Origin of the sequence: Thioalkalivibrio sp. ALgr1 (assembly GCF_000378285.1) — a bacterium.
GTDB lineage: Bacteria > Pseudomonadota > Gammaproteobacteria > Ectothiorhodospirales > Ectothiorhodospiraceae > Thioalkalivibrio.
Genome location: NZ_KB905136.1, coordinates 153,214 through 174,501 on the forward strand (window position 1 = coordinate 153,214; position 21,288 = coordinate 174,501).

Annotated in this window: 16 protein-coding genes; 9 read left to right on the forward strand and 7 right to left on the reverse strand. The window is 65.5% G+C overall.

Features of this window, described 5'->3' with window-relative positions:
* Positions 1-75: 75 nt before the first annotated feature.
* Both F466_RS0111705 and F466_RS0111710 read right to left on the reverse strand, forming a co-directional pair.
* A complete protein-coding gene (locus F466_RS0111705; protein WP_018174809.1) occupies positions 76-2,616 on the reverse strand; it encodes an FtsX-like permease family protein in 2,541 nt (846 codons plus the stop codon).
* Positions 2,613-3,341 (reverse strand): ABC transporter ATP-binding protein, encoded by a 729-nt coding sequence (locus tag F466_RS0111710; RefSeq protein ID WP_018174808.1) that lies wholly within the window; start codon positions 3,339-3,341, stop codon positions 2,613-2,615. Before F466_RS0111710 ends, F466_RS0111705 begins: the two co-directional genes overlap by 4 nt.
* Positions 3,342-3,765: 424 nt before the next feature.
* On the opposite strand from F466_RS0111710, the gene mgtE (F466_RS0111715) reads away from it, so the two are divergent.
* The 6 genes from mgtE (F466_RS0111715) to F466_RS0111735 all read left to right on the forward strand — a co-directional run bounded on the left by mgtE (F466_RS0111715) (position 3,766) and on the right by F466_RS0111735 (position 10,001).
* The gene (gene mgtE / locus F466_RS0111715; protein ID WP_018137927.1) at positions 3,766-5,124 is read left to right on the forward strand and encodes a magnesium transporter; all 1,359 of its coding nucleotides are present in this window, start codon (positions 3,766-3,768) and stop codon (positions 5,122-5,124) included.
* A gap of 11 nt (positions 5,125-5,135) precedes the next feature.
* Positions 5,136-6,494 (forward strand): magnesium transporter, encoded by a 1,359-nt coding sequence (mgtE, locus tag F466_RS0111720; RefSeq protein WP_018174807.1) that lies wholly within the window; start codon positions 5,136-5,138, stop codon positions 6,492-6,494.
* Between the two features lie 536 nt (positions 6,495-7,030).
* Complete coding sequence (locus F466_RS0111725; RefSeq protein WP_018994199.1) at positions 7,031-7,492, forward strand: pilin; 462 nt, start codon at positions 7,031-7,033, stop codon at positions 7,490-7,492.
* 341 nt (positions 7,493-7,833) lie between these two features.
* A complete protein-coding gene (locus F466_RS0111730; protein WP_026182176.1) occupies positions 7,834-8,112 on the forward strand; it encodes a BrnT family toxin in 279 nt (92 codons plus the stop codon).
* Positions 8,087-8,392, forward strand: a complete 306-nt coding sequence (locus F466_RS13560; RefSeq protein WP_081622311.1) for a BrnA antitoxin family protein — start codon at positions 8,087-8,089, stop codon at positions 8,390-8,392. Before F466_RS0111730 ends, F466_RS13560 begins: the two co-directional genes overlap by 26 nt.
* Before the next feature lie 532 nt (positions 8,393-8,924).
* Positions 8,925-10,001 carry a transposase gene (locus F466_RS0111735; protein WP_018994200.1) on the forward strand — a complete coding sequence of 359 codons (1,077 nt, stop codon included), beginning with the start codon at positions 8,925-8,927 and terminating at the stop codon, positions 9,999-10,001.
* Between the two features lie 541 nt (positions 10,002-10,542).
* Here the strand turns inward: F466_RS0111735 and F466_RS0111740 are convergent.
* On the reverse strand, positions 10,543-11,142 hold the full coding sequence (locus tag F466_RS0111740) for a bifunctional 2-polyprenyl-6-hydroxyphenol methylase/3-demethylubiquinol 3-O-methyltransferase UbiG (RefSeq protein ID WP_018174802.1): 600 nt from the start codon (positions 11,140-11,142) through the stop codon (positions 10,543-10,545).
* Positions 11,143-11,385: 243 nt separating this feature from the next.
* Here F466_RS0111740 and F466_RS0111745 point away from each other — a divergent pair, with 243 nt between their 5' ends.
* A complete protein-coding gene (locus tag F466_RS0111745; RefSeq protein ID WP_018137932.1) occupies positions 11,386-12,228 on the forward strand; it encodes an ion transporter in 843 nt (280 codons plus the stop codon).
* 207 nt (positions 12,229-12,435) lie between these two features.
* Here F466_RS0111745 and F466_RS0111750 read toward each other — a convergent pair whose 3' ends face one another.
* A complete protein-coding gene (locus F466_RS0111750; RefSeq protein ID WP_018174801.1) occupies positions 12,436-14,121 on the reverse strand; it encodes a 2-isopropylmalate synthase in 1,686 nt (561 codons plus the stop codon).
* A gap of 162 nt (positions 14,122-14,283) precedes the next feature.
* Here F466_RS0111750 and F466_RS0111755 point away from each other — a divergent pair, with 162 nt between their 5' ends.
* On the forward strand, positions 14,284-14,775 hold the full coding sequence (locus tag F466_RS0111755; RefSeq protein ID WP_018174800.1) for an Lrp/AsnC family transcriptional regulator: 492 nt from the start codon (positions 14,284-14,286) through the stop codon (positions 14,773-14,775).
* 52 nt (positions 14,776-14,827) lie between these two features.
* Here F466_RS0111755 and znuB read toward each other — a convergent pair whose 3' ends face one another.
* Complete coding sequence (gene znuB, locus F466_RS0111760) at positions 14,828-15,649, reverse strand: zinc ABC transporter permease subunit ZnuB (RefSeq protein WP_012983078.1); 822 nt, start codon at positions 15,647-15,649, stop codon at positions 14,828-14,830.
* Positions 15,646-16,476, reverse strand: coding sequence for a zinc ABC transporter ATP-binding protein ZnuC (gene znuC / locus F466_RS0111765; RefSeq protein WP_012983079.1), 831 nt, complete (start codon positions 16,474-16,476; stop codon positions 15,646-15,648). The genes znuB and znuC overlap by 4 nt, the downstream gene beginning before the upstream one ends.
* A gap of 78 nt (positions 16,477-16,554) precedes the next feature.
* Here znuC and F466_RS0111770 point away from each other — a divergent pair, with 78 nt between their 5' ends.
* On the forward strand, positions 16,555-17,649 hold the full coding sequence (locus tag F466_RS0111770) for a zinc ABC transporter substrate-binding protein (RefSeq protein ID WP_018174799.1): 1,095 nt from the start codon (positions 16,555-16,557) through the stop codon (positions 17,647-17,649).
* A 73-nt stretch (positions 17,650-17,722) separates the two neighbouring features.
* On the opposite strand, the gene F466_RS0111775 is transcribed toward F466_RS0111770, so the two are convergent.
* Positions 17,723-21,268: a PAS domain S-box protein gene (locus F466_RS0111775; RefSeq protein ID WP_018174798.1), complete on the reverse strand. Its 3,546-nt coding sequence runs from the start codon at positions 21,266-21,268 to the stop codon at positions 17,723-17,725.
* Positions 21,269-21,288: the final 20 nt, after the last annotated feature.

Below are 21,288 nucleotides of genomic sequence, written 5' to 3' on the forward strand. Positions count from 1 at the left end.
GGCCTGACGCAGGCAGGGGCTTCGCGGGCAAGCCCGCTCCCACAATGCCCGCTCCCACAGCCTTCAACCAGGTCATCACGGCACCTCCCGCAAAGCGGGCACCAGCCGCATGCGTGCCATGCGCCAGGCCGGGATCAGCGCCGCCAGCAGCGCGGCCCCCACGCCCAGGGCGACGGCCTCGGCAATCTCGCGGCCTGCCCAGCGCAGGTCCATGCCCCAACCGAACGCCTCGCGGTTGATCACCTCGATCAGCAGCCAGCCCATGCCCAGACCCAGTGGTATCGCGGCCAGCGCGGCGAAAGCGCCCAGCACCGCGCCCTGAAACACCACCAGTCCGCGCACCCCGCCGGGCAGAAGGCCCAGGCTGCGCAGCGTGGCGAATTCGCGCGCGCGTTCCATCTGCAGGGCCATCAGCGCCCCGAGGATCGCGATGAACGCGACCAGCAGCGTGATCACCCGCAGCAGATGCGTGATCGCAAAGGTACGATCGAAGATCGCCATCGACTCCTGCTCGATATCCCCGGGGCGCGTGACCATGGCCGCCGTCTCGCGCTCGGCCAGCCATTCTTCCAGGCGCTGGATCACCGCGTCGGCATCCGCGCCGTCGGGCAGGCGCAGTCCAAACGACCCCACCTCCTCGGCGCCGGGCGTGCCCGCGTAGAACCGGTCGCCCAGCATCAGCACCGTGCCCTGCGGACTGCCGTAATCGCGATACACGCCCGCCACCTCGAACACCCGCCGCCCCTCATCCACGCGGATCTCCAGCCGGTCGCCCACACCCACGTCGTAATGGGCCGCAAAGGGCTCGGTGACCAGCACCGCATCGGTCTCGCGCAGGCGCCGGTCGAGTGCTTCGCCCGTGGCCTCGGCCTCCAGCAGCGGCAGGTAGTCCAGCCAGACCGGGTGCGGCTCGACCACGTAGAGGTCGATCATCCCGACATCGCTCGGCGTGTCCTGGCTGGAGCCGGTGCTGACCGACTCCGCATCCGCGATCCGGGCGAGCGTGTCCCTCCAGTCCGCGGGCAGGCTCGCCCCGCTGCGTGCCGCAGCTGGCGCCGCCGGCACTACGTATACATCCGAGGTCAGCGCCTGGCCCAGCCACTGTTCCACGCTGTCGCGGAAGCTCCCGACCATTACCGACACGCTGATCGCGGCCGCCAGGGCCAGCGTCAGCGCCGATGTGGCCGGCGCGCTGCGCGACAGACTCCGCTCCAGACTGCGCACCCCGATGCGCGGGAGTGTCTGCCCGCGACCCAGCCGCGCCAGACCGCGCAGCACCCCGGCCAGCACCAGCGGCAGCACCAGCACAAAGCCGGTAATCAGCAGAAACAGCGCGACGAAGCTGCCCACCAGCCCGCCGGTACCGAGCAGCAGCATCACGCCACCCGCCGCGAGCAGAACGACCGCCGCCACGGCCAGCCCGCGCAGGCCCCGGCGCGCCCGGCGTTCCAGCCGCCCGCGTCCAAGGCTGCCGGGGCTGGCCGCCCGTGCCGCCTCCCAGGCCGGGGCCAGCGCCGCCAGCAGCGACAGCCCTACCCCCAGCGCGATCACCGCCAGCAGCGCCAGCGGGCGCGGCGTCACCTCCGTCACCGCCACCACAAAGAAATGATCCGTTACCGTCTGCGCGACCTGGCCGACCAGCACCTGCGCCAAACCAATCCCGACCAGCACACCCAGTAGCGTGCCGATCACACCGACCAGCAAGGCCTCCAGCATCACCACGCCGAACAGCGCCCGCCGACCGGCCCCCACCAGGCGCAGACTCGCCAGCACCTCGCGTCGGCGCAGCACCGCAAAGGTCTGGGTGTTGTAGATCAGGAAGGCTGCAATCAGCAGCGCCAGCAGGCTCATCGCCGTCAGGTTGATGCGGAAGGCCTGCGCCAGCTCGCGCGAGGCCTGGTCGCGCGCCGCCACTGGCACGAGTTCCAGACCATTCGGCAATCGCTCCGCGAAGGCGCCGATGTCGGCGTCATCGAGGCGTACGTCGACACGATCGAGCCGTCCCGGCCGGCCGAGCAACGTCTGTGCGGTGGCGATATCCGTGACCCACAGCGAGCCACCCTCGTCGTCTGACTCGGCCGCCGGTTCGTCACGCTCCGCCTCGCGTTCGAGCAGCGTGACCTCGAAGCGCCCGGCGGCGGTCTCGAGCGCCAGGCGGTCCTCATGCGCCATCCCGGAGCCCAACCACCAGCCACTCGGCGGCAGGATCGTGCCCGGCTCGGTCACCAGCCGCTGCACCGGGGCATCCCCGATATCCGAGGCCGCCCCGCGGAACGGGCCCTCGGCCAGCGGATCGACGCCCAGCACATAGATCGTGCGCCCGTCCGGCAGCCGCGCGGGTCCCTCCACGATCGGCGCGGTATCGCGCCAGCCGGCCAGCCGCAGATCACGGTAATGTGTCTCGTCGAAACCCCGGGCCGGCCCCAGAATCTGGTGCGTGGCCGTGCCCGCCACCTCGTCCATCGAACGGTCGAACGCGCGCTGCGCCGACTGGTTGGCCAGATCCACCGCCAGCACCACGGCCACGGCGATCACCACCCCCACCAGCGTCAGCAGCCGCTGCAGGGGGCGCCTGCGCCAATCGCGCAGCCAGGCCTTTACGAGCAGTGAGCTCACGTCGCCGAGGCTTCCGCGGCGAGATCCTGCAAATGACCGTCCTGCATACGCAGCACTCGGTCCAGACGCCCGGCCAGGTCATCGCTATGCGTAACCAGCAACAACGCGCAGCCGGTCGCGCGCACCTGCTCCAGCAGCAGGCCGAACACCGCCTCGCCGGTGCGCGAATCGAGGTTGCCGGTCGGCTCGTCGGCCAGGATCAGCGCCGGCCGATGCACCAGCGCCCGCGCGATCGCCACGCGCTGCTGCTCCCCCCCGGAGAGCTGCTCCGGCTCGCGCCCGCCCTTGTCCGCGAGCCCCACGGCTGCCAGCTGCGCCGCAGCCCGTTCACGGCGCTGCGTGGCATCCAGATCCGTCGCCAGCTCCAGCGGCAGCATCACGTTCTCCAGCGCGGTAAGCGTCGGGATCAGATGAAACGACTGGAACACGATCCCGACCTGCGCGCGGCGCAGCCGCGTACGCGCCGCCTCGTCCAGCCCCGCCAGCGCCTGACCGGCCAGTTCCACCGTGCCGGTGTCGGCCGGCTCCAGCCCGGCCGCCAGGTGCAACAGCGTGGATTTGCCGGTGCCACTCTCGCCGACGATCGCCACGCGCTCGCCGGGTGCCAGCGCCAGCTCCACGTCATGCAGCACGCGACCCTCGCCGGGGTAGCCGAAGGCCACTCCACTCATGGCGAGCACCGGGCTGCCGAGCGGTCGCTGGGGATGCATCGTCTGATCCTGCATCGGGTTTTCCTTGTCGATTACCACTGGTTGCCGGAAGAGCCACCGCACTTCCCACTCAAGGGGCGTTCACACCACCGTAACCACGGCCGTTCATGGTGTCTGCACAGACCCCTGACGGGAGAGGAATGTTTCAAAACAGCCCCCAAGCGGTTGATTGCGGCCCGACATCCGTTAGAATAAGTCGCATCTCCACACACGGGAACGCGCCTTGAAACGCCGATCACGCAGTCGATCTATCTGCGCCTCGCGGTAAGCGCCTCCTTCCCGAACCGGACGCTTCCCGCTGGGCCTCTAAGTACTAGAGTGCCGGGAGCGGCCGGGCCCCAGCCCGATCCCGACCGGACCAAGACACCTCATCCATGCGGCGCCTTGTGAGGCTGTGTATTCAGCCCCCTGGCCCGCGGATGACAGCCGGGAGTAGGGCATGGATTTGCATCTGGAACAATCCATCATCGAGCTGAAGGAGCTGCTGCGTCTGGACGACCGCGACGGCATCCAGGAACTGCTCGACTACACGCGTGTGCAGGACATCGCGCATGCGCTGATGGAGCTGAACGACGACGACCTGTGCGCGGTGTTCAACCTGCTGGAGCCCGGGCGCAAGGCGGATGTCTTCTCCTACCTCGACACCCCGCACCAGATCCGGCTGCTCGAGGCCTCGCCGAAGGACGACGCCCGCTTCATCCTCTCCGAGATGGAGGCCGACGACCTCACCGGCCTGCTCCAGACCCTGGATCCGGAGACTCTGCGTAGCTACCTGCGGTTGCTGCCGTTTCGCGCCATCCGCCGCGCCCTCAAGCAGCTCAACTACCCGGAGGACTCCGCCGGTCGCGTGATGTCCCCGGACGTCGTCGCGGTAGACCCCGACTGGACGCTCAAGCGCGCGCTGGCCTTCATCCGCCGCAACGCGGACGAACACTCGAACAACGTGATCTTCGTGGTCGATCAGGACCGCGTACTGCTCGCCGCAGTGCCGATCCGGCACTTCCTGCGCGCCTCGGCAGACAGCCCGGTGCGCGAACTGCTGGGCGAATCCGATCCGATCACCATCGGGGTATCCGAGTCGGCCGTGGAGGCCGCCCGCAAGATCCAGCACTACGACCTCGAGACCCTCCCAGTGGTCGGGGAGAATGGCGAGCTACTGGGGGTGATCACGGTCGACGACGTGATGGACGTGCTGGAGGCGGAGTCCACCGAGGACTTCCACAAGATCGGGGCGGTCGGGACCCTCCCGCTTTCGCCACAGGATGCGAGCCCGTTCCTTTTGTACCGCAAGCGCGTGGGCTGGCTGATCGGTCTGGTCGCGTTCAACACCATCGGCGCGCTGATGATCTCGCAGTACGAGGAGGCCATTGAGGCGTTGGTGGTGCTGGTGTTCTTCCTGCCGCTGATTATCGACTCCGGCGGCAACGCGGGTGCCCAGAGCGCCACGCTGATGGTGCGCGCCCTGGCCACCGGCGAGGTCACGTCCAAGGACTGGCTGCGGTTGTGGGGCAAGGAGCTCGGCGTGGCCGTCGGGATCGGCGTGACCATGGGCCTGGCGGTATCGCTCCTCGGCCTGTGGCGCGGCGGGGCCGATATCGCCCTGCTGGTGGCGATCGCGATGACGCTGATCGTCGCGTTCGCCAGCATGGTGGGCATGCTGCTGCCGTTCATCCTCAGCCGCCTGAAGCTGGACCCGGCCACCGCCAGCGTGCCGCTGATCACCGCCATCGCGGACCTCGGCGGCATCATGATCTATTTCTCCCTGGCCGTGGCGATGCTCGGCCTGGCGACTCCGTAGGGGACTGACCGATGAGCCCGACCGACGACGACATCCAGACCCTGCCGCAGACGCTCAAGACCGCGCTGGACCAGCCCACGGAAGATGCGCTCCAGGGGCTTTGCGACGCCCATGCGGGCGCCGACCTCTCGGACGCGCTGGAGGCGCTGCCGGAAGACCGCATGCTGGACTTCTTCCGGCGTCTCGACGTGGCTTGCACCGCCGATGTCTACGCGCACCTGGAGCCCGACCACCAGACGCGCGTGCTGCACGCCCTCGACGAGGATCATGCCAGCCAGCTGATGTCGGCGCTGTCCTACGACGACGCCGCCTCGGTCCTGGAAGGCCTGCACGACGACCACGCCGAATCCCTGCTCGAGACCATGCCGGACGACGACCAGGAGGCGCTGGAGACCCTGCTCGGCTATCCGGAGGAAAGCGCCGGGCGCCTGATGACGCCCGAATACGCCACGGTGCAGCCGGACTGGTCCGTGGGCGAGGCGATGGACCACCTGCGCGAACACCACGAACTGGCGGAGACGGTGAACACCATCTTCGTGACCACGCCGGAGGGCGAACTGCTGGGCTGGGTACGCCTGAAGGAACTGCTGCTGTCGCGCCCCACCACCAGCGTGCGCGAACGCATGCACACCGATGTCGTCAGCATCGCGGCCGAGGAAGACCGCGAAGAGGCCGCTCATCGCATCGGGCATTACGACCTCGACGTCCTCCCCGTGGTCGACGACAACGGCCATCTGCTCGGCATCATCACCGTCGACGACGTGATGGACGTGCTGCGCGCGGAGACCACCGAGGACTTCCACCGCATGGCGGCGGTCGGCGACATGGTGCTCTCCCTGCGCGACGCCAGCATGAGCCTGCTCTACCGCAAGCGCATCGGCTGGCTGCTGATCCTGGTCGCGGTCAACATCTTCGCCGGCATCGCCATCGCGTACTACGAGGCGGCGATCGAGGCCGTGGTCGCGCTGGTCTTCTTCCTGCCCATGGTCATCGCCTCCGGCGGCAACGCCGGGGCCCAGGCCGCCACACTGGTCGTGCGATCACTCGCGGTGAACGACATACAGCTACGCGACTGGTGGCGCCTCGGCGGCAAGGAAGTGCTGGTCGCCACCGCGCTAGGCGTCACCCTCGCCGCGGCCATCTGGGTCTCCGGTAACTGGCTGGGCACCGTCGAGGTCGCCAACGCGATCGCCCTGGGCATGTTCTTCGTGATCGTCTTCGGCTCGCTGTTCGGCATGCTCCTGCCGTTCGCCCTGACCCGCTTCGGCATCGACCCGGCCGTGGCCAGCGCCCCGCTAATCACCTCCGTAATCGACATCGTCGGCATCCTCATCTACTTCGGCGTCGCCGTCGCCGTCCTCGGCCTCTGACCCCAGCAACCGAAGGCACGACACCCCACCACCGCCCCCGTAGGATGCGATGAGCGCAGCGAATCGCATCAGGGTTAACCCCGACGTGGTGATGGTGCGTTTCGCCCGGCTCAACGCACCCTACGAATCGGTTTGCATTCCCGAGGACAGCACCACGCTCCCCGCCCCGTCATGGCGAGGCCCCACAGGGGCCGCGGCCATCTCCGAACGGAACCCCGGCCCCAGTCATCCCGTCCGCAGCGAAGCGAAGAGCCGGGATCTCCGCCCCCAGCCGAAGCTCAGGGCCTATCCGCCCGCCACAACACACCGCAACCCCCAACACTGACAATGTGCGTCAGTTCACATGACAAAAATGGTCACATGCGCCCTGTCACACAGTGACCAAACCCGTCATACTCGAAGCATCAGGCGAGCCAAACCCGCCTGGCTACAGGGCTTTTCGCGAAATCGGACGAGTTGGCACCCGCCTTGCATCGGCTTGGACGGATGCCGCTGGGCGGCGCTCCGTCTTCCGTCACACACCAGGGAGTAACAAGATGCAGAAGAAAACCACCCAACAGGGTTTTACGCTTATCGAGCTGATGATCGTTGTGGCGATCATCGGGATTTTGGCGGCGATTGCGATTCCGGCTTATCAGGATTACACCGCGCGGGCTCAGATGTCTGAGGCGCTGAACCTATCCGGTGGGCTCCGTACAGCAATGGTCGAAGATTTCACTTCCACGGGCTCGTGGCCGGCCGATGACGATTATGCCATCGGCACAGGCGGTGATGACGGCGAAGCTGCTGGACGCTATGTCAGCACCGTAACGCATTCGGGCGCAGTTGTGACCGTGACTATGATTGACGATGCGCCAGTCAACAATGCGATCCGAGGTGGCCAAATGCTACTGACGGCGCAAACAACTGATGCTGGCGATCGAGTTACCGGCTGGACTTGCTCCTCTGGTGACGACATGGAAGATAAGTATCTTCCTAGCAGCTGCCGTGATGACTAAGTAACTGAACGTCAAGCTTAAAGGGGACAGATTTATTTTCCCCTCCCCGGACCCCGGCCTCGAGCCGGGGTTTTCTTTGGACCTGTGGGACACTCGGACCTGTGGGACACCCACTTTCCTCCCAGTTGTCATAAGCCCGATTCGCCGACACCAGCGAAACAACTAACTGGCGGCAGACTCCACACTCCCACTCCGCTCTTTCCCCCCAGGGCCACTAGCCTTCCGCCGGTGTGTTCGCCGTGGCGTGTTATGCCTTGCCAGACGACCGGGATAGCCCGAGGGTCCGCGGCTAATCCGCCTCGCCAAATGCACTCGCAAGTTAATGTACATACAATAATTTGATAGGGATCGAGTTTGACGCAGACAAGGACGCTGCGAACCTGGCGAAACACGGGGTCTCACTCGGCGATGCCCTCGGGCTCGAATGGGATACGCTCCTGGCCATGGAAGACCGACGGAAAAGCTACGGCGAACGGCGAACGTTCGGGTACGCCTTGATGGGCGAACGCTTGTATTGCGTCGTATTCACCGATCGATCATCCGTGCGGCGGATCATCAGCCTGCGCAAAGCCAACAACCGGGAGATTGTGCGTTATGTCCAAATCACTAACGCTACGTAGCGGTCGTCGGGTCGTCTTGAACGACGCCGACGAAGAGTCGTCCATTCAGGCCGGAATCGATGCGGACCCAGAGACCCGGGAACCTTCCGAAGACGAGACGAAAGCCCTGCGACGCGTGGGTCGCCCGCCTCTACCTGTGACTAAAGAGCGCATCACGATCCGTCTGTCGCCCGACGTCGTGGAGGCATTCCGCGCTACAGGAAAGGGCTGGCAAACGCGAATGGACTCGGCTTTGAAGGACTGGCTCAAGGACCATAGCGCGACGTCTAATAGTCGTTAGTGCCCGGCTGCGGCGGCGGCCGCGGTATGGCATGACCAACTGACATCGCGGTGGCATCTGCGGCACACCCACTTTCCTCCACGCTACACGGCCCCTCGGTCAGGCCCCGGATAACCGCTGCGCGCTTTCCGGGATGGCTACTGGATGCAGCGCCTTCAGGAAATGATCAGAGACGACCGCTCGCGGGGCACCGAGACTACGACGACACCGCTTTGCGGCGCCCCCAGGGGCTCCAGGCTTGTGACCAGATATTGCCGGGGCACAGAACGCAAAAGGGCCGCCCGCGGATTCCCTTCCCGGACGACCCTCTAGGGGCTTCCTTGCCCCAGGGCACAATCTAGCACGAGCCTCGTGGATTTCCAGCTGCACACCGAAGAGGCCGCCGAACGGTCGTTTTTGCGCCATAGGCGGTACTTTTGGATGGAATAAACTGCGGCATCGTAGGACACCCACTTTCTCAAGACAGGCCCTTGCTATCGCGGCTGATCGCATCTAGGTTCTGAATCGTCCGATTCCATGGAAGGAGTCCACAATGACCCAACCCCGCTCGTCCCTCGTCTCCGTCGAGGACACGCCCTGGTACCACGTCGTTTCACGCTGCGTTCGGCGCGCGTTTCTCTGCGGCGAGGATCGCGTGTCCGGACACAACTTCGAGCATCGCCGCGAATGGATCGAGACGCGGATCCTGGAGCTGGCCGCGATCTTCGCCATCGATGTGGCTGCCTATGCCGTGATGAGCAATCACTACCATGTGGTGGTACGGCTGGGCCCTGAACGCGCAGCCTCACTGGACACCGAGTCCGTCCTGCTTCGCTGGACGCGGCTGTTCTCGGGCCCCGAATTGGTCAGGCAGTATCTGTCTCCACGTCGGAAAGCGATGTGCGACGCACAGTTACGCCGGGTCGAGGAGTACGCCCAAACGTATCGGAACCGGCTGGCAGATCTGTCGTGGTTCATGCGTGTGCTGAATGAATCCATCGCACGACAGGCCAACGAGGAGGAAGGCGTCAAGGGACGATTCTGGGAGGGGCGCTTCAAGAGTCAGGCCCTGCTGGATGACGCAGCCGTGCTGGCGGCCATGAGCTACGTGGACTTGAATCCGGTCCGTGCCGGGATGGCCGAAGCCTTGCACGAGTGTGACCACACTTCGCTGAAACGGCGTATCCGCCCGGAGGCCGAGGATGATTCGGCGTGCGCGCCCAGCAACATTTCCCACCGTCCCGGGGCATGCAGTGCACCGGGGACGTTACGCCCCGAAATTGAGCTGCGATCGCTTCCCCGCGCGCCACTGATGCCGTTTGATGCAAGCGGCCAGTTCGAACCGGCGATCCCATTTGCGTTCGAGGATTACCTGGAGCTGACGGACACATTGGGGCGCTGCGTACATCCGACGAAACGAGGATCGATTCCCGCGCACCGCCCTCGCCTGCTCGACCAGCTGGGCATGGATGCCGAAGCCTTTATCCGGCGATCCAGCCGTCTATTGCGCGCGTTCGGCTCGGCCATTGGCGCACCGGAGCAGTTGGTGAGCCTCGCCGAACGTCGACAGTGCCGCTACCTCCGAGGAATCTCCATGGCGCGGGCGCTGTTCGCCCGCCCTGCTGCTTGAACCCGAGCGCAGGACGTCGACTTGGCATGGATGAATTTCGGTTGTTTGGGCCGCTCGCGGCCGGTTCGATCCACGTTGTTCCGCGGCACTGTTGGCGAGTTAGGCCTTAGTGGGGCTCACGTGGGCCCCAAAAGAAAGAGCCACCCGGGCTTCCGTTCCTGGGCGGCTCTAGCGAAGGCATCCCTGCCTTCGCGGTTGAAAGTAGCACATCGTTTGCCAATTTCTAGATGTATTTCCCGTTTTTCGTCGAACGGCCCTATGCGCCGACTGAGCGGTACTTCCTCCAACAGAGCAACGATTGTTTTATCTTTCGATTGCAGGCTGAACACCAGGCAATGCGCTTAGCCTAGCTCTGCTGAAGAATCAGGGGAGAGTGCGGCGACGGACATGGCAGCGACGTCCCTGGCGCATTGCCCCGGAAGCCGTTGCCCCCGAGATGTGGATAGACACTAAACCGGAGTCACCGTCACTGAAAGGGCGTCAGCAGTTGCACAGGGACTTTGCGGGGCACCCAACCCAAGGCCCAGGCCTCCGCGGTGGATCAACCGGACTCGGCGGGCTTGCATGCGTGAATCTGCACGACAGCACCACGGCCCGTATGAAAAACACCTTCAACCACGTCACGCTCGACCTCGACCGCATGAATGAACTCAAGGCCGGTCAGTTCATCACGCAGCTCTGGCAGATTCATCATAAGTGCCTCGGTAGGCGGTCCCCCGGTTCCCAGGGCCAGTTGCGCCGGCGTATACCCCTCCAGAATGAAACGCCCGCCAGGCCTCAAGCCAGCGACCGCCTCCCGATGTAGCCGACGCCGAGTATCGGGCGGCAGATGGCAGAAAATCGAGACGACAAGGTCCCAACGGTTCGGCTGGATACTGTAGTCGGTCAGATCCGCGACTTCCGTCCGGATCGCGACATGACGTTGCGTCGCAAGACGCTCGGCCTTCTCCAGACCTACTGACGAACTATCCACCGCCAGCACACCGAACCCACGTTCGGCCAGAAAGACCGCGTTTCGTCCCTCACCTTCGGCCAGGCAAAGAGCTTTCCCAGGCGGAACCCCCGAGATCTGCTCGGCCAGGAAATCGTTCGGCCGAGTACCGTAGACATACTCATCCGTGGCGTACCGTTCATCCCACATCAATCGACTCCACCCGTTGGTTCCTTGCCCTCAAGTATGTGCAGGACACCCACTTTGTGGGCGAGCACCTGCCCTGCGCAGCTAAGGGACACCCACTTTGTGGGCGGGTTCGCGGCTGCCAGCCAATTGCCGGAAAGCGGAGTTTCGCCTACTCTTGCACGCCTTTCCGGACTGGTCCACGGCGAGCCCGCCGCGCCGCCGAAATGTCGAACCACCAGCGAACCACCAGAGTCCAGAACCGCCATGAGCGCACCGACCTCGCTACGCCAGCGCCTCGAGCATTTTATCGAAGCCCGTCTCACCCAGCGCGCAATCATCGCGCTGATCCTGCTGAACGCCGTGACGCTTGGGTTGGAGACGTCCGATACCGTAATGGGCTGGATGGGCCCGGTGATCCTCACGGCAGACGCCGTCATCCTGTCGATCTTTACGGCCGAGGTACTGGCCAAGCTGTTTGTCTATCGCCTGAGTTTCTGGCGCAACCCCTGGAATGTCTTCGACTTCTTCGTGGTGGGGATCGCACTCATCCCGGCCTCCGGACCGTTCTCGGTATTGCGCGTGCTGCGACTGCTGCGCCTGGTATCGATGGTGCCCAAACTGCGCTTTATCGTGGAGGCGCTCCTGCGGGCCATCCCCGGGATCGTGTCGATCATGGGCCTGCTGGTGCTGATCTTCTACGTGTTCGCGATCATCGCGACCGGGCTGTTCAGCGACTCGTTCCCGCAAAAATTCGGGACGCTCGGGGCCTCGATGTACAGCCTGTTCCAGGTAATGACACTGGAAGGCTGGTCCGAAGACATCGCACGCCCGGTGATGGAGATCTACCCCTGGGCCTGGGCGTTCTTTGTGCCATTCATCCTGATCGCCACGTTCACCGTGCTGAACCTGTTCATCGCGATCATCGTGGACGCGATGCAGCGCATGCATGATCGCGCAATCGAGATCGAGCAGCAGATGATCCATGACAGCGTGCACGAGGAGAACAAGGCGCTGCACTCGGAGATCCACGAGCTGCAGCAGGAGACGGTCAAGCTTCAGGAACGCCTCATCCGCATGCAGAGCATGCTGGAGAAGCGGGTGAAGTGACGGCCTGACGGGGGACGGCGTGCGCACGGTTCGCGTGCGAGCACGCTCCCACACGGTCCGGGATGCCCTTGCCCTCGGGGCCCACGGAAATCCGTAGGATGCAATGAGCGCAGCGAATTGCATCAATGCCGCGTCGCGCCTGCGACCGGTGCGTTTCGCGAGGCTCAACGCACCCTACGCGTCCTCGAACGCGCAGGGGCCGCTGGATCAGGCGCTGGCGGCGGCCGGCTCGGCGGTGCGTTCGCCCAGGCGGCGGCCGGTCGCATTGAGCACGGCCTGCAGCGTAGCGGCGGTCGTGTCCTCGCCCAGCGCGACACCGACGGAGCGCTCGCCGTCGACTTGCACGTCCACCGCGGCCATGGCGCGCGCCTCGGTGCCCGACTCCATCGCGTGCTCGTCAAAGTGGCTCACCTTGACCTCGACCCCCCGGTCGGCCTTCATCGCGGCGGTCAGGGCCTCGACCGCGCCGTGGCCCTCGCCCTGCAGGCGCGACTCGCGCCCGGGCGGGCCCATGGTCGCGTCCAGCCGTACCACCGGGCCTTCCTTCTCGATTTCGTAGCGCACCAGATCCCAGCCGGCGACCGGCGTCAGATAGTGCTGCTCGAACAGCTCGTGGATGCGCTGCGAGGAGACCTCGACCTGCGAGGTCTCGGCGTCTTTCTGCACGATGCGGGCGAACTCGATCGCCAGCCAGCGCGGCAGCTCGATGCCGTAGTCGCGCTCCAGCACGTGGGATACCCCACCCTTGCCGGACTGACTGTTGATGCGCACAACCTCCTCATAGCGCCGGCCCAGATCGCTCGGGTCGATCGGCAGGTACGGCACGTTCCAGTGGCCACCCTTCTCCTTGTAGTGCGCCAGTCCCTTGCGGATCGCATCCTGGTGGCTGCCAGAAAACGCGGTGTACACCAGCTCGCCGGCCCACGGGTGGCGCGGATGGACGGGCATGTCGGTGCACTCCTTGTACACGTCCATCAGCCGTTCCATGTCGGACAGGTCAATGGTCGGGTCGATCCCCTGCGAATACAGGTTCATGCCGACGGTGACCAGGTCCATGTTGCCGGTGCGCTCGCCGTTGCCGAACAGCGTGCCCTCCAGACGGTCGGCCCCGGCCAGCAGGCCCAGCTCGGCCGCGGCCACGCCGGTACCGCGGTCGTTGTGCGTATGCAGCGACACGCAGAAGTGCTCGCGGTACTGCACATGGTCGCAGAACCACTCGACCTGGTCGGCGAACACGTTCGGCGTGGCCGACTCGACCGTGGCCGGCAGGTTGATCACGACCTTCTGGCCCTGGTCCGGGCGCCAGATCGCGTTCACGGCATCCACGACCTCGACCGCGTAGTCCAGCTCGGTGGTAGAGAAGCTCTCCGGCGAATACTGGAAGATCCAGTCCGTCTGCGGATACTTCGCCGCATAGTCACGCACCCAGCGCGCGCCGTTCTCGGCGATGCCGCGGATGCCGGCACGGTCCATGCGGAAGACCTGCTCGCGCTGCGCCGGGTTGGTGGAGTTGTACACGTGCACCACCGCGCGCGGCGCGCCCTCCAGCGCGGCGAAGGTCTTCTGGATCAGATCCTCGCGCGCCTGCGTCAGCACCTGCACGTACACGCCCTCGGGGATCCGGTCCTCCTCGATCAGACGGCGGGTGAAGTCGTAGTCGATCTGCGAGGCGGAGGGGAAGCCGATCTCGATCTCGGTCAGACCGATATCCACCAGCACCTCGAAGAAGCGCATCTTCTGCTCGACGCTCATCGGGTGCACCAGCGCCTGGTTGCCGTCGCGCAGGTCCACCGCGCAGAAACGCGGCGCAACCGTGGTGCGCTGCGCCGGCCAGCGGCGGTCCGCCTTGTCGATCGGCGGGAACGGGGCGTACTTGGTGTGATCGAAGGCCATCTTGATTCTCTCCTGGGGCCGCGGCTTTCCGTCGCGGCGATTGGTCCACTTGCACATTATCCTAACGAATTTGCGCGGACAGAACCTTGCTTTTTTCGCATATAGCGGGAGATAAGAGGCTGTTTATTGCTTTAAATAGCCTATCTGGCGCAATATTCCACCATGGAACCGCGACCGCACAAGCTCGACCGCTTTGACCGTCACATCCTGGAGATCCTGCAGGAGGACGCCAGCCTGTCGAACCAGGCCCTCGCCGAGCGCGTGGGGCTGAGCCCCTCGCCCTGCCTGCGGCGCGTTCGGGCACTCGAGCAGGCCGGCATCCTGATCCGGCGCGTGGCCCTGCTCGACCGGCGCGCCCTGGGGCTGGAACTGACCGCGCTGATCCACATCGGCATGGACCGCCACACCCCGGAGCGCTTCGCACGCTTCGAGGAGGCGATCGCCAGCTACCCCGAGGTGCAGCACCTGTATCTGATCACCGGGCAATCGGCGGACTACATGCTGCAGGTCGTCGTGCCGGACATGGACGCCTATCAGGACTTCCTGCTGCGGCGGGTGACCCGGCTGGAGGGGGTGGATTCGGTGCACTCGAGCTTCGTCCTGCGCCGGGTGGTGGACCGCACCTCGCTGCCGCTGGACTACATCCGCGACTGACGACGGGCCGCGACCCTCCCTCCGAAACGGCTCCGATGGCTCAGCGCTTCCCTCAGCGCCCGCCGAACTGGGGCAGCAGACGCGCGGGCAGCAGGTGAATGAGGATGAAGCCCAGCATCGCAGCGACGACGATCGTCGGCCCGGTCGGGGTGTCGTACTGGAACGAACCCCAGACGCCGACGAGCACCGCCAGCATGCCGATCACACCGGCCAGGAACGCCATTTGCTCCGGCGTCGACGCGAAGCGCCGGGCACTCGCGGCCGGAATGATCATCAACGCCGTAATCAGCAAGACGCCGACCACCTGCATCGCGGCCGCGATCACCAGCGCGATCAGCAGCATCAGCCCCAGGCGCACGGCCAGCACCGGCACACCCTCGACCCGCGCCAGTTCCTCGTGCACCGTCAGCGCCAGCAGCGGTCGCCAGAGCAGCACCAGCAGCAACAGCGCAATGCCGCCGCCTATGGCAATCGCCAGCAGGTCATTCGTCCCCACCGCAAGGATGTCGCCGAACAGATAGGCCATCAGGTCCACCCGCAGGCCCTCGATAAAGGTGACCGCCACAATCCCCAGCGACAGCGCGCTGTGCGCCAGGATCCCCAACAAGGTGTCCGAAGCCAGCTCCTGACGGCGCTGCAGGATCACCAGCAGCACGGCGATCGCGACACAGACGATGGTCACCATCAGGTTGAGATTCGTCCCCAGCAGGAACCCGAGCGCCACCCCCAGCAGGGCGGAATGCGAGATCGTGTCGCCGAAATAGGCCATACGCCGCCAGACCACGAAGGCACCCAGCGGACCGGCCACGGCCGCCACCATCAGCCCTGCCAGCACCGCGCGGAACAGGAAGTCATCCAGCCAGGCTTCGATCATCGTTTCGGCGTTCCCTGTCCGTGATGGTGGGCGTGGCCACAGCCGTGCGACCCGCCCGTTCCGTTGTCGTCCAGATCATGCACCTCGCCGTGCAGGTCGTGGACATGGTTGTGGTCATGTTTGTAGATACCGATGCCTTGCACATCGGCGGTGGGGAACAGGCGCTGGTACTCCGGGTGGCGCGAGACCTCCTCCGGCCGGCCGGTACAGCAGACATGCTGGTTCAGACAGATCACGGCATCTGCACCCGCCATGACCAGATGCAGGTCATGCGAGACCATCAGCACCCCGCAGCCTGTCTCGCGCCGAATGTCATCGATCAGGCGAAAGACCTCGCCCTGCCCGACGATATCCACGCCCTGCGCCGGCTCGTCCAGCACCAGCAGATTGGGCCGGTTGAGCAGCGCCCGCGCCAGCAGCACTCGCTGCATCTCGCCCCCGGACAGGGATTGCACCGGCTTGTCCAGCAGGTGCGGGACACCCACCCTTTCCAGGTGCGCCAGCAGCTCGGCCCTCGGCGCGCGCTGGCGCAGCGTCAGAAACCGCCGCACCGACAACGGCAGCACCGGTTCGATCTGCAGGCGCTGCGGCATGTAGCCGATGCGCAGCCCGCGCCGGCGCTTCACCTGCCCCCGCGTCGGCTGCCACAAGCCCAGCAACACACGCAACAATGAAGTCTTGCCCGCGCCGTTGGGGCCGATCACCACCGCGACCTCGGCCGGCGGGATCTGCACCGAGACCCGGTCGAGAATCAGCTTGCCCCCCCGCTCCAGGGAGATATCACGGGCGTCCAGCAGCGGGCTGTGGTCCGATTCCGGTGCGGACATGGTGGCAGGGCTTCCCTTGTTCATGTTGATATACTATAACGTTCTCTAATTCCGATCCGACACCCTGGAGACCCTGCCATGCACTCGCGCCCGCGCCACCCCTTCGGGATTTCGCTGACGGTCAGCCTGCTGGCCATCCTGGGCCTCCTGCTCCCGGGCATGGCCGCCGCGGACAAGCCGCGCATCGTCGCGACCATTCTACCGATTCACAGCATCGTCGCCGCCCTGGGCGAGGACGCCTTCGACGTGGAACTGCTGGTCCCCGCCACGGCTTCGCCGCACGGATATTCCATGCGGCCATCCGAGGCGCGCCGTCTGCAGAACGCGGACATGGTGGTCTGGGTCGGCCCGGATCTCGAGACCTTTCTGGAGCGCCCGCTCCGCCGTGCCGGCGACCGCGAAATTATCAGCCTGATGAACGACCTCGACCTGGACCTGAAGCCCACGCGCGAAGGGGGCGTCTGGGAGCATCACCACGACCACGGGGACGATGATCACGGCCATGGCAACCATGACCACGATCACAACGGCCATGGCCACAGCCACGACGATGGGCACTCCGACGATAATCATGGCCACAACGGCCATGACCACAACCATGATCACGGCCACCACGACGAGGCCCATGGACACGACCATGATCACCATCACGGCGACTACGATGCCCACATCTGGCTCTCGCCCGCAGTGGTGCGCTCGATCACCGAACAGCTCGCCGACAAGCTCATGCAATGGGATCCGGAACGCGCCGAAATCGTGGAGGCCAACCGTGACGCCCTTCTCGAACGGATCGACGATCTGGACGGACGCCTGGCGGAACAGCTCGAGCCGGTACGCGACCAGGCCTTTATCGTGTTCCACGACGCCTACCAGTACTTCGAGCAGCACTACGGCCTGAATGCCGCCGGTTCGATCAGCATCGACCCCTCGCGCAGCCCGGGACCACGACGCATCAGCGAACTGCGTGAACGGGTCGCAGATGGCGACGTGGTCTGCCTGTTTACCGAGCCGCAATTCCGTCCGGCCCTGGCCGAGACCGTGGCCGAGGGAACCGATACACGGCTCGGCGTGCTGGATCCGGTCGGTGCCGAACTGGAGCCCGGGCCGGATGCCTGGTTCGAACTGATGCAGAACATGGCGGACGGCTTTGCCGGCTGCCTGGGTAAGGAATAGCCCGCGGGACAAGCCAAGGCGGTGCGTTTCGCTGCGCTCAACGCACCCTACGCGGTTGGTTAAACGCCGGGGCTCATCCAATCGCTTCGGCCGAGGCGGCCACGGCTACACGGTTGCGGCCCTCGCCCTTGGCGCGATACAGCGCCTCGTCGACCCGACGCAACAACCCTGTACGTGGCTCGCCCGCGCAGAAGGCCGCCACACCGAGGCTGATCGTGACCCGGCCGGCCTCCGGGAAATCATGCCCCTCCACCCGCGCCCGCATGGTCTCCGCGACCCGCGCGGCATCCGCCTCTTGAGCACCCGGCAGCAGGACCATGAACTCCTCGCCGCCCCAGCGCCCGAGAACGTCGGCATCGCGCAGACGTTCCGCGATCACGCGAGTCACCTCCTGCAGCACGACATCCCCCGCCGCGTGGCCAAAGGTGTCGTTGACCCGCTTGAAGTGATCGAGATCGAGCATCACCAGGGCAAAAGGCGCCCCGTAGCGGTCGGCACGCGCCAACTCGCGATTGAGCAGCGTTTCGAAGTAGTGGCGGTTGGCCACACCGGTCAGGCGATCGTAATAGGCCTGACGCTTCAGCTCCGCATTGGCGCGCTGTAGTTCCAGCTCCACCTGCTTGAGGTCGGTGATATCCACCGCGGTTCCCGCCACTCGGCTCACTCGCCCGTCCTCGTCCAGCACCTGGTAACGATGCACGTGTAGCCAGCGTTCGCTACCGTCCGCACGACGCAGGCGGAAGTTGTCTTCCACATGCGCCGCGCTCAAAGGGTTGTCCAGGAAGCGTCGTTCCACGCGCTCGCGGTCTTCCGGGTGCACGGCCTCCAGCATCGAACGCGGATCGCGATAGAGGAGATCCCGGCTTTGCCCCCAGATCCGCTCGAAGGCCGGATTCACGTACAGGATCCCGTCTTCGTCCTGTAGCCAGAACACCTCGTTCACGCTGCCCGCCAGCTGGCGGAAGCGTGCCTCGCTCTCGCGCAGGGCCTCCTCCACCGCCTTGCGCTGCGAGAGGTCGCGCAGGATGGTCGAGACCTGCCGGATCTCGCCCTGGTCGTCGCGGCGAACAATAATCACCTGTGAAGCCGGGATCTCCCTGCCCTGTCCGTCCAGTATCGCCGTCTCGCCTTCCCAGACCCCGTCGCGCATCGCAATCGGAGCGGCCTCTTTCAGGATGCGCTCGGCCGCCCACGGTGGCTGGAACCGCTGGACGGCACTCTCGATCGAGCGGGTTTCGGGCGGCAGCCCCCAGGTGTTCCAGCCGTTTTCGGGCGTCCACGGTTCGCCCGTCATGGGCGGCAGACCAAACAAGCGGCGACCAGCAGAGTTCAGGAATTTCATGTCGCCAGATGGCCCGTGCATCGCGACCACGTCGGGCGTATGTTCCAGGATCCCCACGAGGCGGCGCTGGTTTTCCTCCAGGGCGCGCCGCTCGGTCACGTCCTGCACGGTCCCCATCAACCGGCGTGGCTTGCCGTTGTCGTCGCACTCGACCGCACCGCGTACATGGACCACTCGTTCCTGTCCATCGGGGCGCAGGGCCCGAAAGTGAATATCGTATTCGCCGCTCTCCAGTGCCGCCTCGACTGTCTTTGCCACCTCGCGCCGGTCCTCGGGATGCACGGCCTGCAGAAACCCCGCGTAGTTGGCTTCCTGCTCACCCCGCCTGAGGCCGAAGATGCGATAGACCTCGTCCGACCAGCGGGTGCGATCCTCACGGATATCCCAGACCCAGCTGCCCATGTGTGCAATGCGCTGTGCAGCGGCCAGCTCCTCGCCACGCTCGCGCAGGGCATCTTCCATCGCCACCTGTTCGGTAATGTCGATCATGACGCCGTGCCAGACGATAACGCCACCGGCGCGCGCCTCGGGCGTCGAACGGCCCTCGACCCAGATCGTCCCGCGCAGCGGGTGGCGAACTCGGAAGCGAGCACGCCAGGGCTCCAAGGACCGCGCCGAATCCTCCATGCTGGCCTGGATGCGAGGCAGGTCATCCGCGTGTACCGTTGCAAAGGCCGCGTCCGCGCTGTCCTGAACCAGCCCCGGGCTGAGCCCGAACACGCGCCGCACCCCATCACTGACGAACGTGAACGCCTGCCGCCCATCCGGATACAGGTGGTACTGGTAGATCGCCCCGGGCAAATGGGCGGTGGCCTTGTTCAGCTGTACTTCCCTTTCCGCCCGGGCCGTCTGGTCCTGGAACGACACCACCACACCATCGACCCGACCGGCCACATCAAATGTTGGCGCCGCAAAGACGCTCACCGGAAAATGGGAGCCGTCGGCCCGCACAAAAGAGTCGTCCCACGGTTCATCCGACTGGCCCGTCTCCAGGACCCGAAGAATCGGGCAGGCTTCTTTGGGATAGGGCTCCCCACCCACCAGTGAGTGATGGTTGGTCGAGTGGGCATCGCGCCCGAGTGCCTCCGCCTCGCTTTTGAACCCCAGCAGACGGCAGGCCGCCGGGTTGAGAAAGGTGTAGCGGCCGTAACGATCCAGGCCGAATACGCCTTCCGCCAGGCTGGCCAGCAAGCGATTCTGAAAGGCCTCGGCCGCGCGCACCTCGGTGACGTCCTCGATCACGCCATCGAAGACCGGTTGTCCATCCTCGTCCTGGGTGCGATACGCGGTCACGCGCGCCCGAAAGGCCCGACCGCGCAGCGTCTGCAGGTCGAGTTCGCGACCGACCACGCGGCCGTGCATCTCCAGATCGCGACTGAATGCCTCGCGGGCATCCGGATCGCGATACAGAACTTGCACTGGCGTCGCGCGCAGCTGCGCCTCGGACTCGGCCTCAAACAGCGCCACCATAGCCGGATTGAGCCAGACAAAGCGGCCTTCCGGCCCGGGCGTGTTGCGATAGACCCCCACCGGAAGGCGTCGGAACACGCCCCCATAAAACTCGAGTTCGCGCTCGTAGCGCCGGGCCTCGGATACATCGTGAATAATCGAGTACAGGTACGTGGTTCCATCCAGGACCACCGGGCCGGAGTACACCTCCACCTCCCGAATCTCGCCGCCGTGGATACGGTGGCGAAACCGGAAGAAACGGCGTTCCTCGTTCTTCGCACGTTGCATCTCGACCCGCACGTCTTCCGCCGACAGCGTGTTGATGTCGTGGATATACATGCCCTTGAGGGTGTCGGCCGAATAGCCGTAGAAGCTCACCGCGGCGGGGTTGGCATCGACAATCCGGCCATCCGCCGGGTTGATCAGCAGCTTCGGTGCGGTATTGGCGGTAAACGTCTGCTCGTAGACCTGGGCTGCAGAATCGCCCCCGGGCCTGCGCTGAACGGTCACGACGCGCCCATCGTCATCCGGCACCAGCGTCAACGTACAGGAGAGCGAGGCCCCTTCCGGTGCAGCCGGCGCGAGCATGTCCACGCTCAGGGTCACCTCGGATGTGGCCGAACGCTGCAACGCGTCCGCCAGCGATGGCCGCTGTTCGGGCGCGATGCAGTCCACCAGTGCACTGCCCTGCAGATCAGCCGGCGAGCACTCGAGCCACTCAGCCAGGCGGGCATTGACCGTGCAGATGGCACCGGCTGCGTCGAGGCGGGCCAGGCCTACTGCAATGTGCTCGCATTGAATGGGGTCGGCGCCTTCGGTGCTCGCCATTCAGCTCACTCTGCCCAGAG

Bases quoted from the DNA above. Each gene is read 5' to 3' on its own strand.
- F466_RS0111710 (WP_018174808.1), bottom strand. From the start codon at position 3,341: ATGCAGGATCAGACGATGCATCCCCAGCGACCGCTCGGCAGCCCGGTG.
- mgtE (WP_018137927.1), top strand. From the start codon at position 3,766: ATGGATTTGCATCTGGAACAATCCATCATCGAGCTGAAGGAGCTGCTG.
- mgtE (WP_018174807.1), top strand. From the start codon at position 5,136: ATGAGCCCGACCGACGACGACATCCAGACCCTGCCGCAGACGCTCAAG.
- F466_RS0111725 (WP_018994199.1), top strand. From the start codon at position 7,031: ATGCAGAAGAAAACCACCCAACAGGGTTTTACGCTTATCGAGCTGATG.
- F466_RS13560 (WP_081622311.1), top strand. From the start codon at position 8,087: ATGTCCAAATCACTAACGCTACGTAGCGGTCGTCGGGTCGTCTTGAAC.
- F466_RS0111735 (WP_018994200.1), top strand. From the start codon at position 8,925: ATGACCCAACCCCGCTCGTCCCTCGTCTCCGTCGAGGACACGCCCTGG.
- F466_RS0111740 (WP_018174802.1), bottom strand. From the start codon at position 11,142: ATGTGGGATGAACGGTACGCCACGGATGAGTATGTCTACGGTACTCGG.
- F466_RS0111745 (WP_018137932.1), top strand. From the start codon at position 11,386: ATGAGCGCACCGACCTCGCTACGCCAGCGCCTCGAGCATTTTATCGAA.
- F466_RS0111750 (WP_018174801.1), bottom strand. From the start codon at position 14,121: ATGGCCTTCGATCACACCAAGTACGCCCCGTTCCCGCCGATCGACAAG.
- F466_RS0111755 (WP_018174800.1), top strand. From the start codon at position 14,284: ATGGAACCGCGACCGCACAAGCTCGACCGCTTTGACCGTCACATCCTG.
- znuB (WP_012983078.1), bottom strand. From the start codon at position 15,649: ATGATCGAAGCCTGGCTGGATGACTTCCTGTTCCGCGCGGTGCTGGCA.
- znuC (WP_012983079.1), bottom strand. From the start codon at position 16,476: ATGTCCGCACCGGAATCGGACCACAGCCCGCTGCTGGACGCCCGTGAT.
- F466_RS0111770 (WP_018174799.1), top strand. From the start codon at position 16,555: ATGCACTCGCGCCCGCGCCACCCCTTCGGGATTTCGCTGACGGTCAGC.
- F466_RS0111775 (WP_018174798.1), bottom strand. From the start codon at position 21,268: ATGGCGAGCACCGAAGGCGCCGACCCCATTCAATGCGAGCACATTGCA.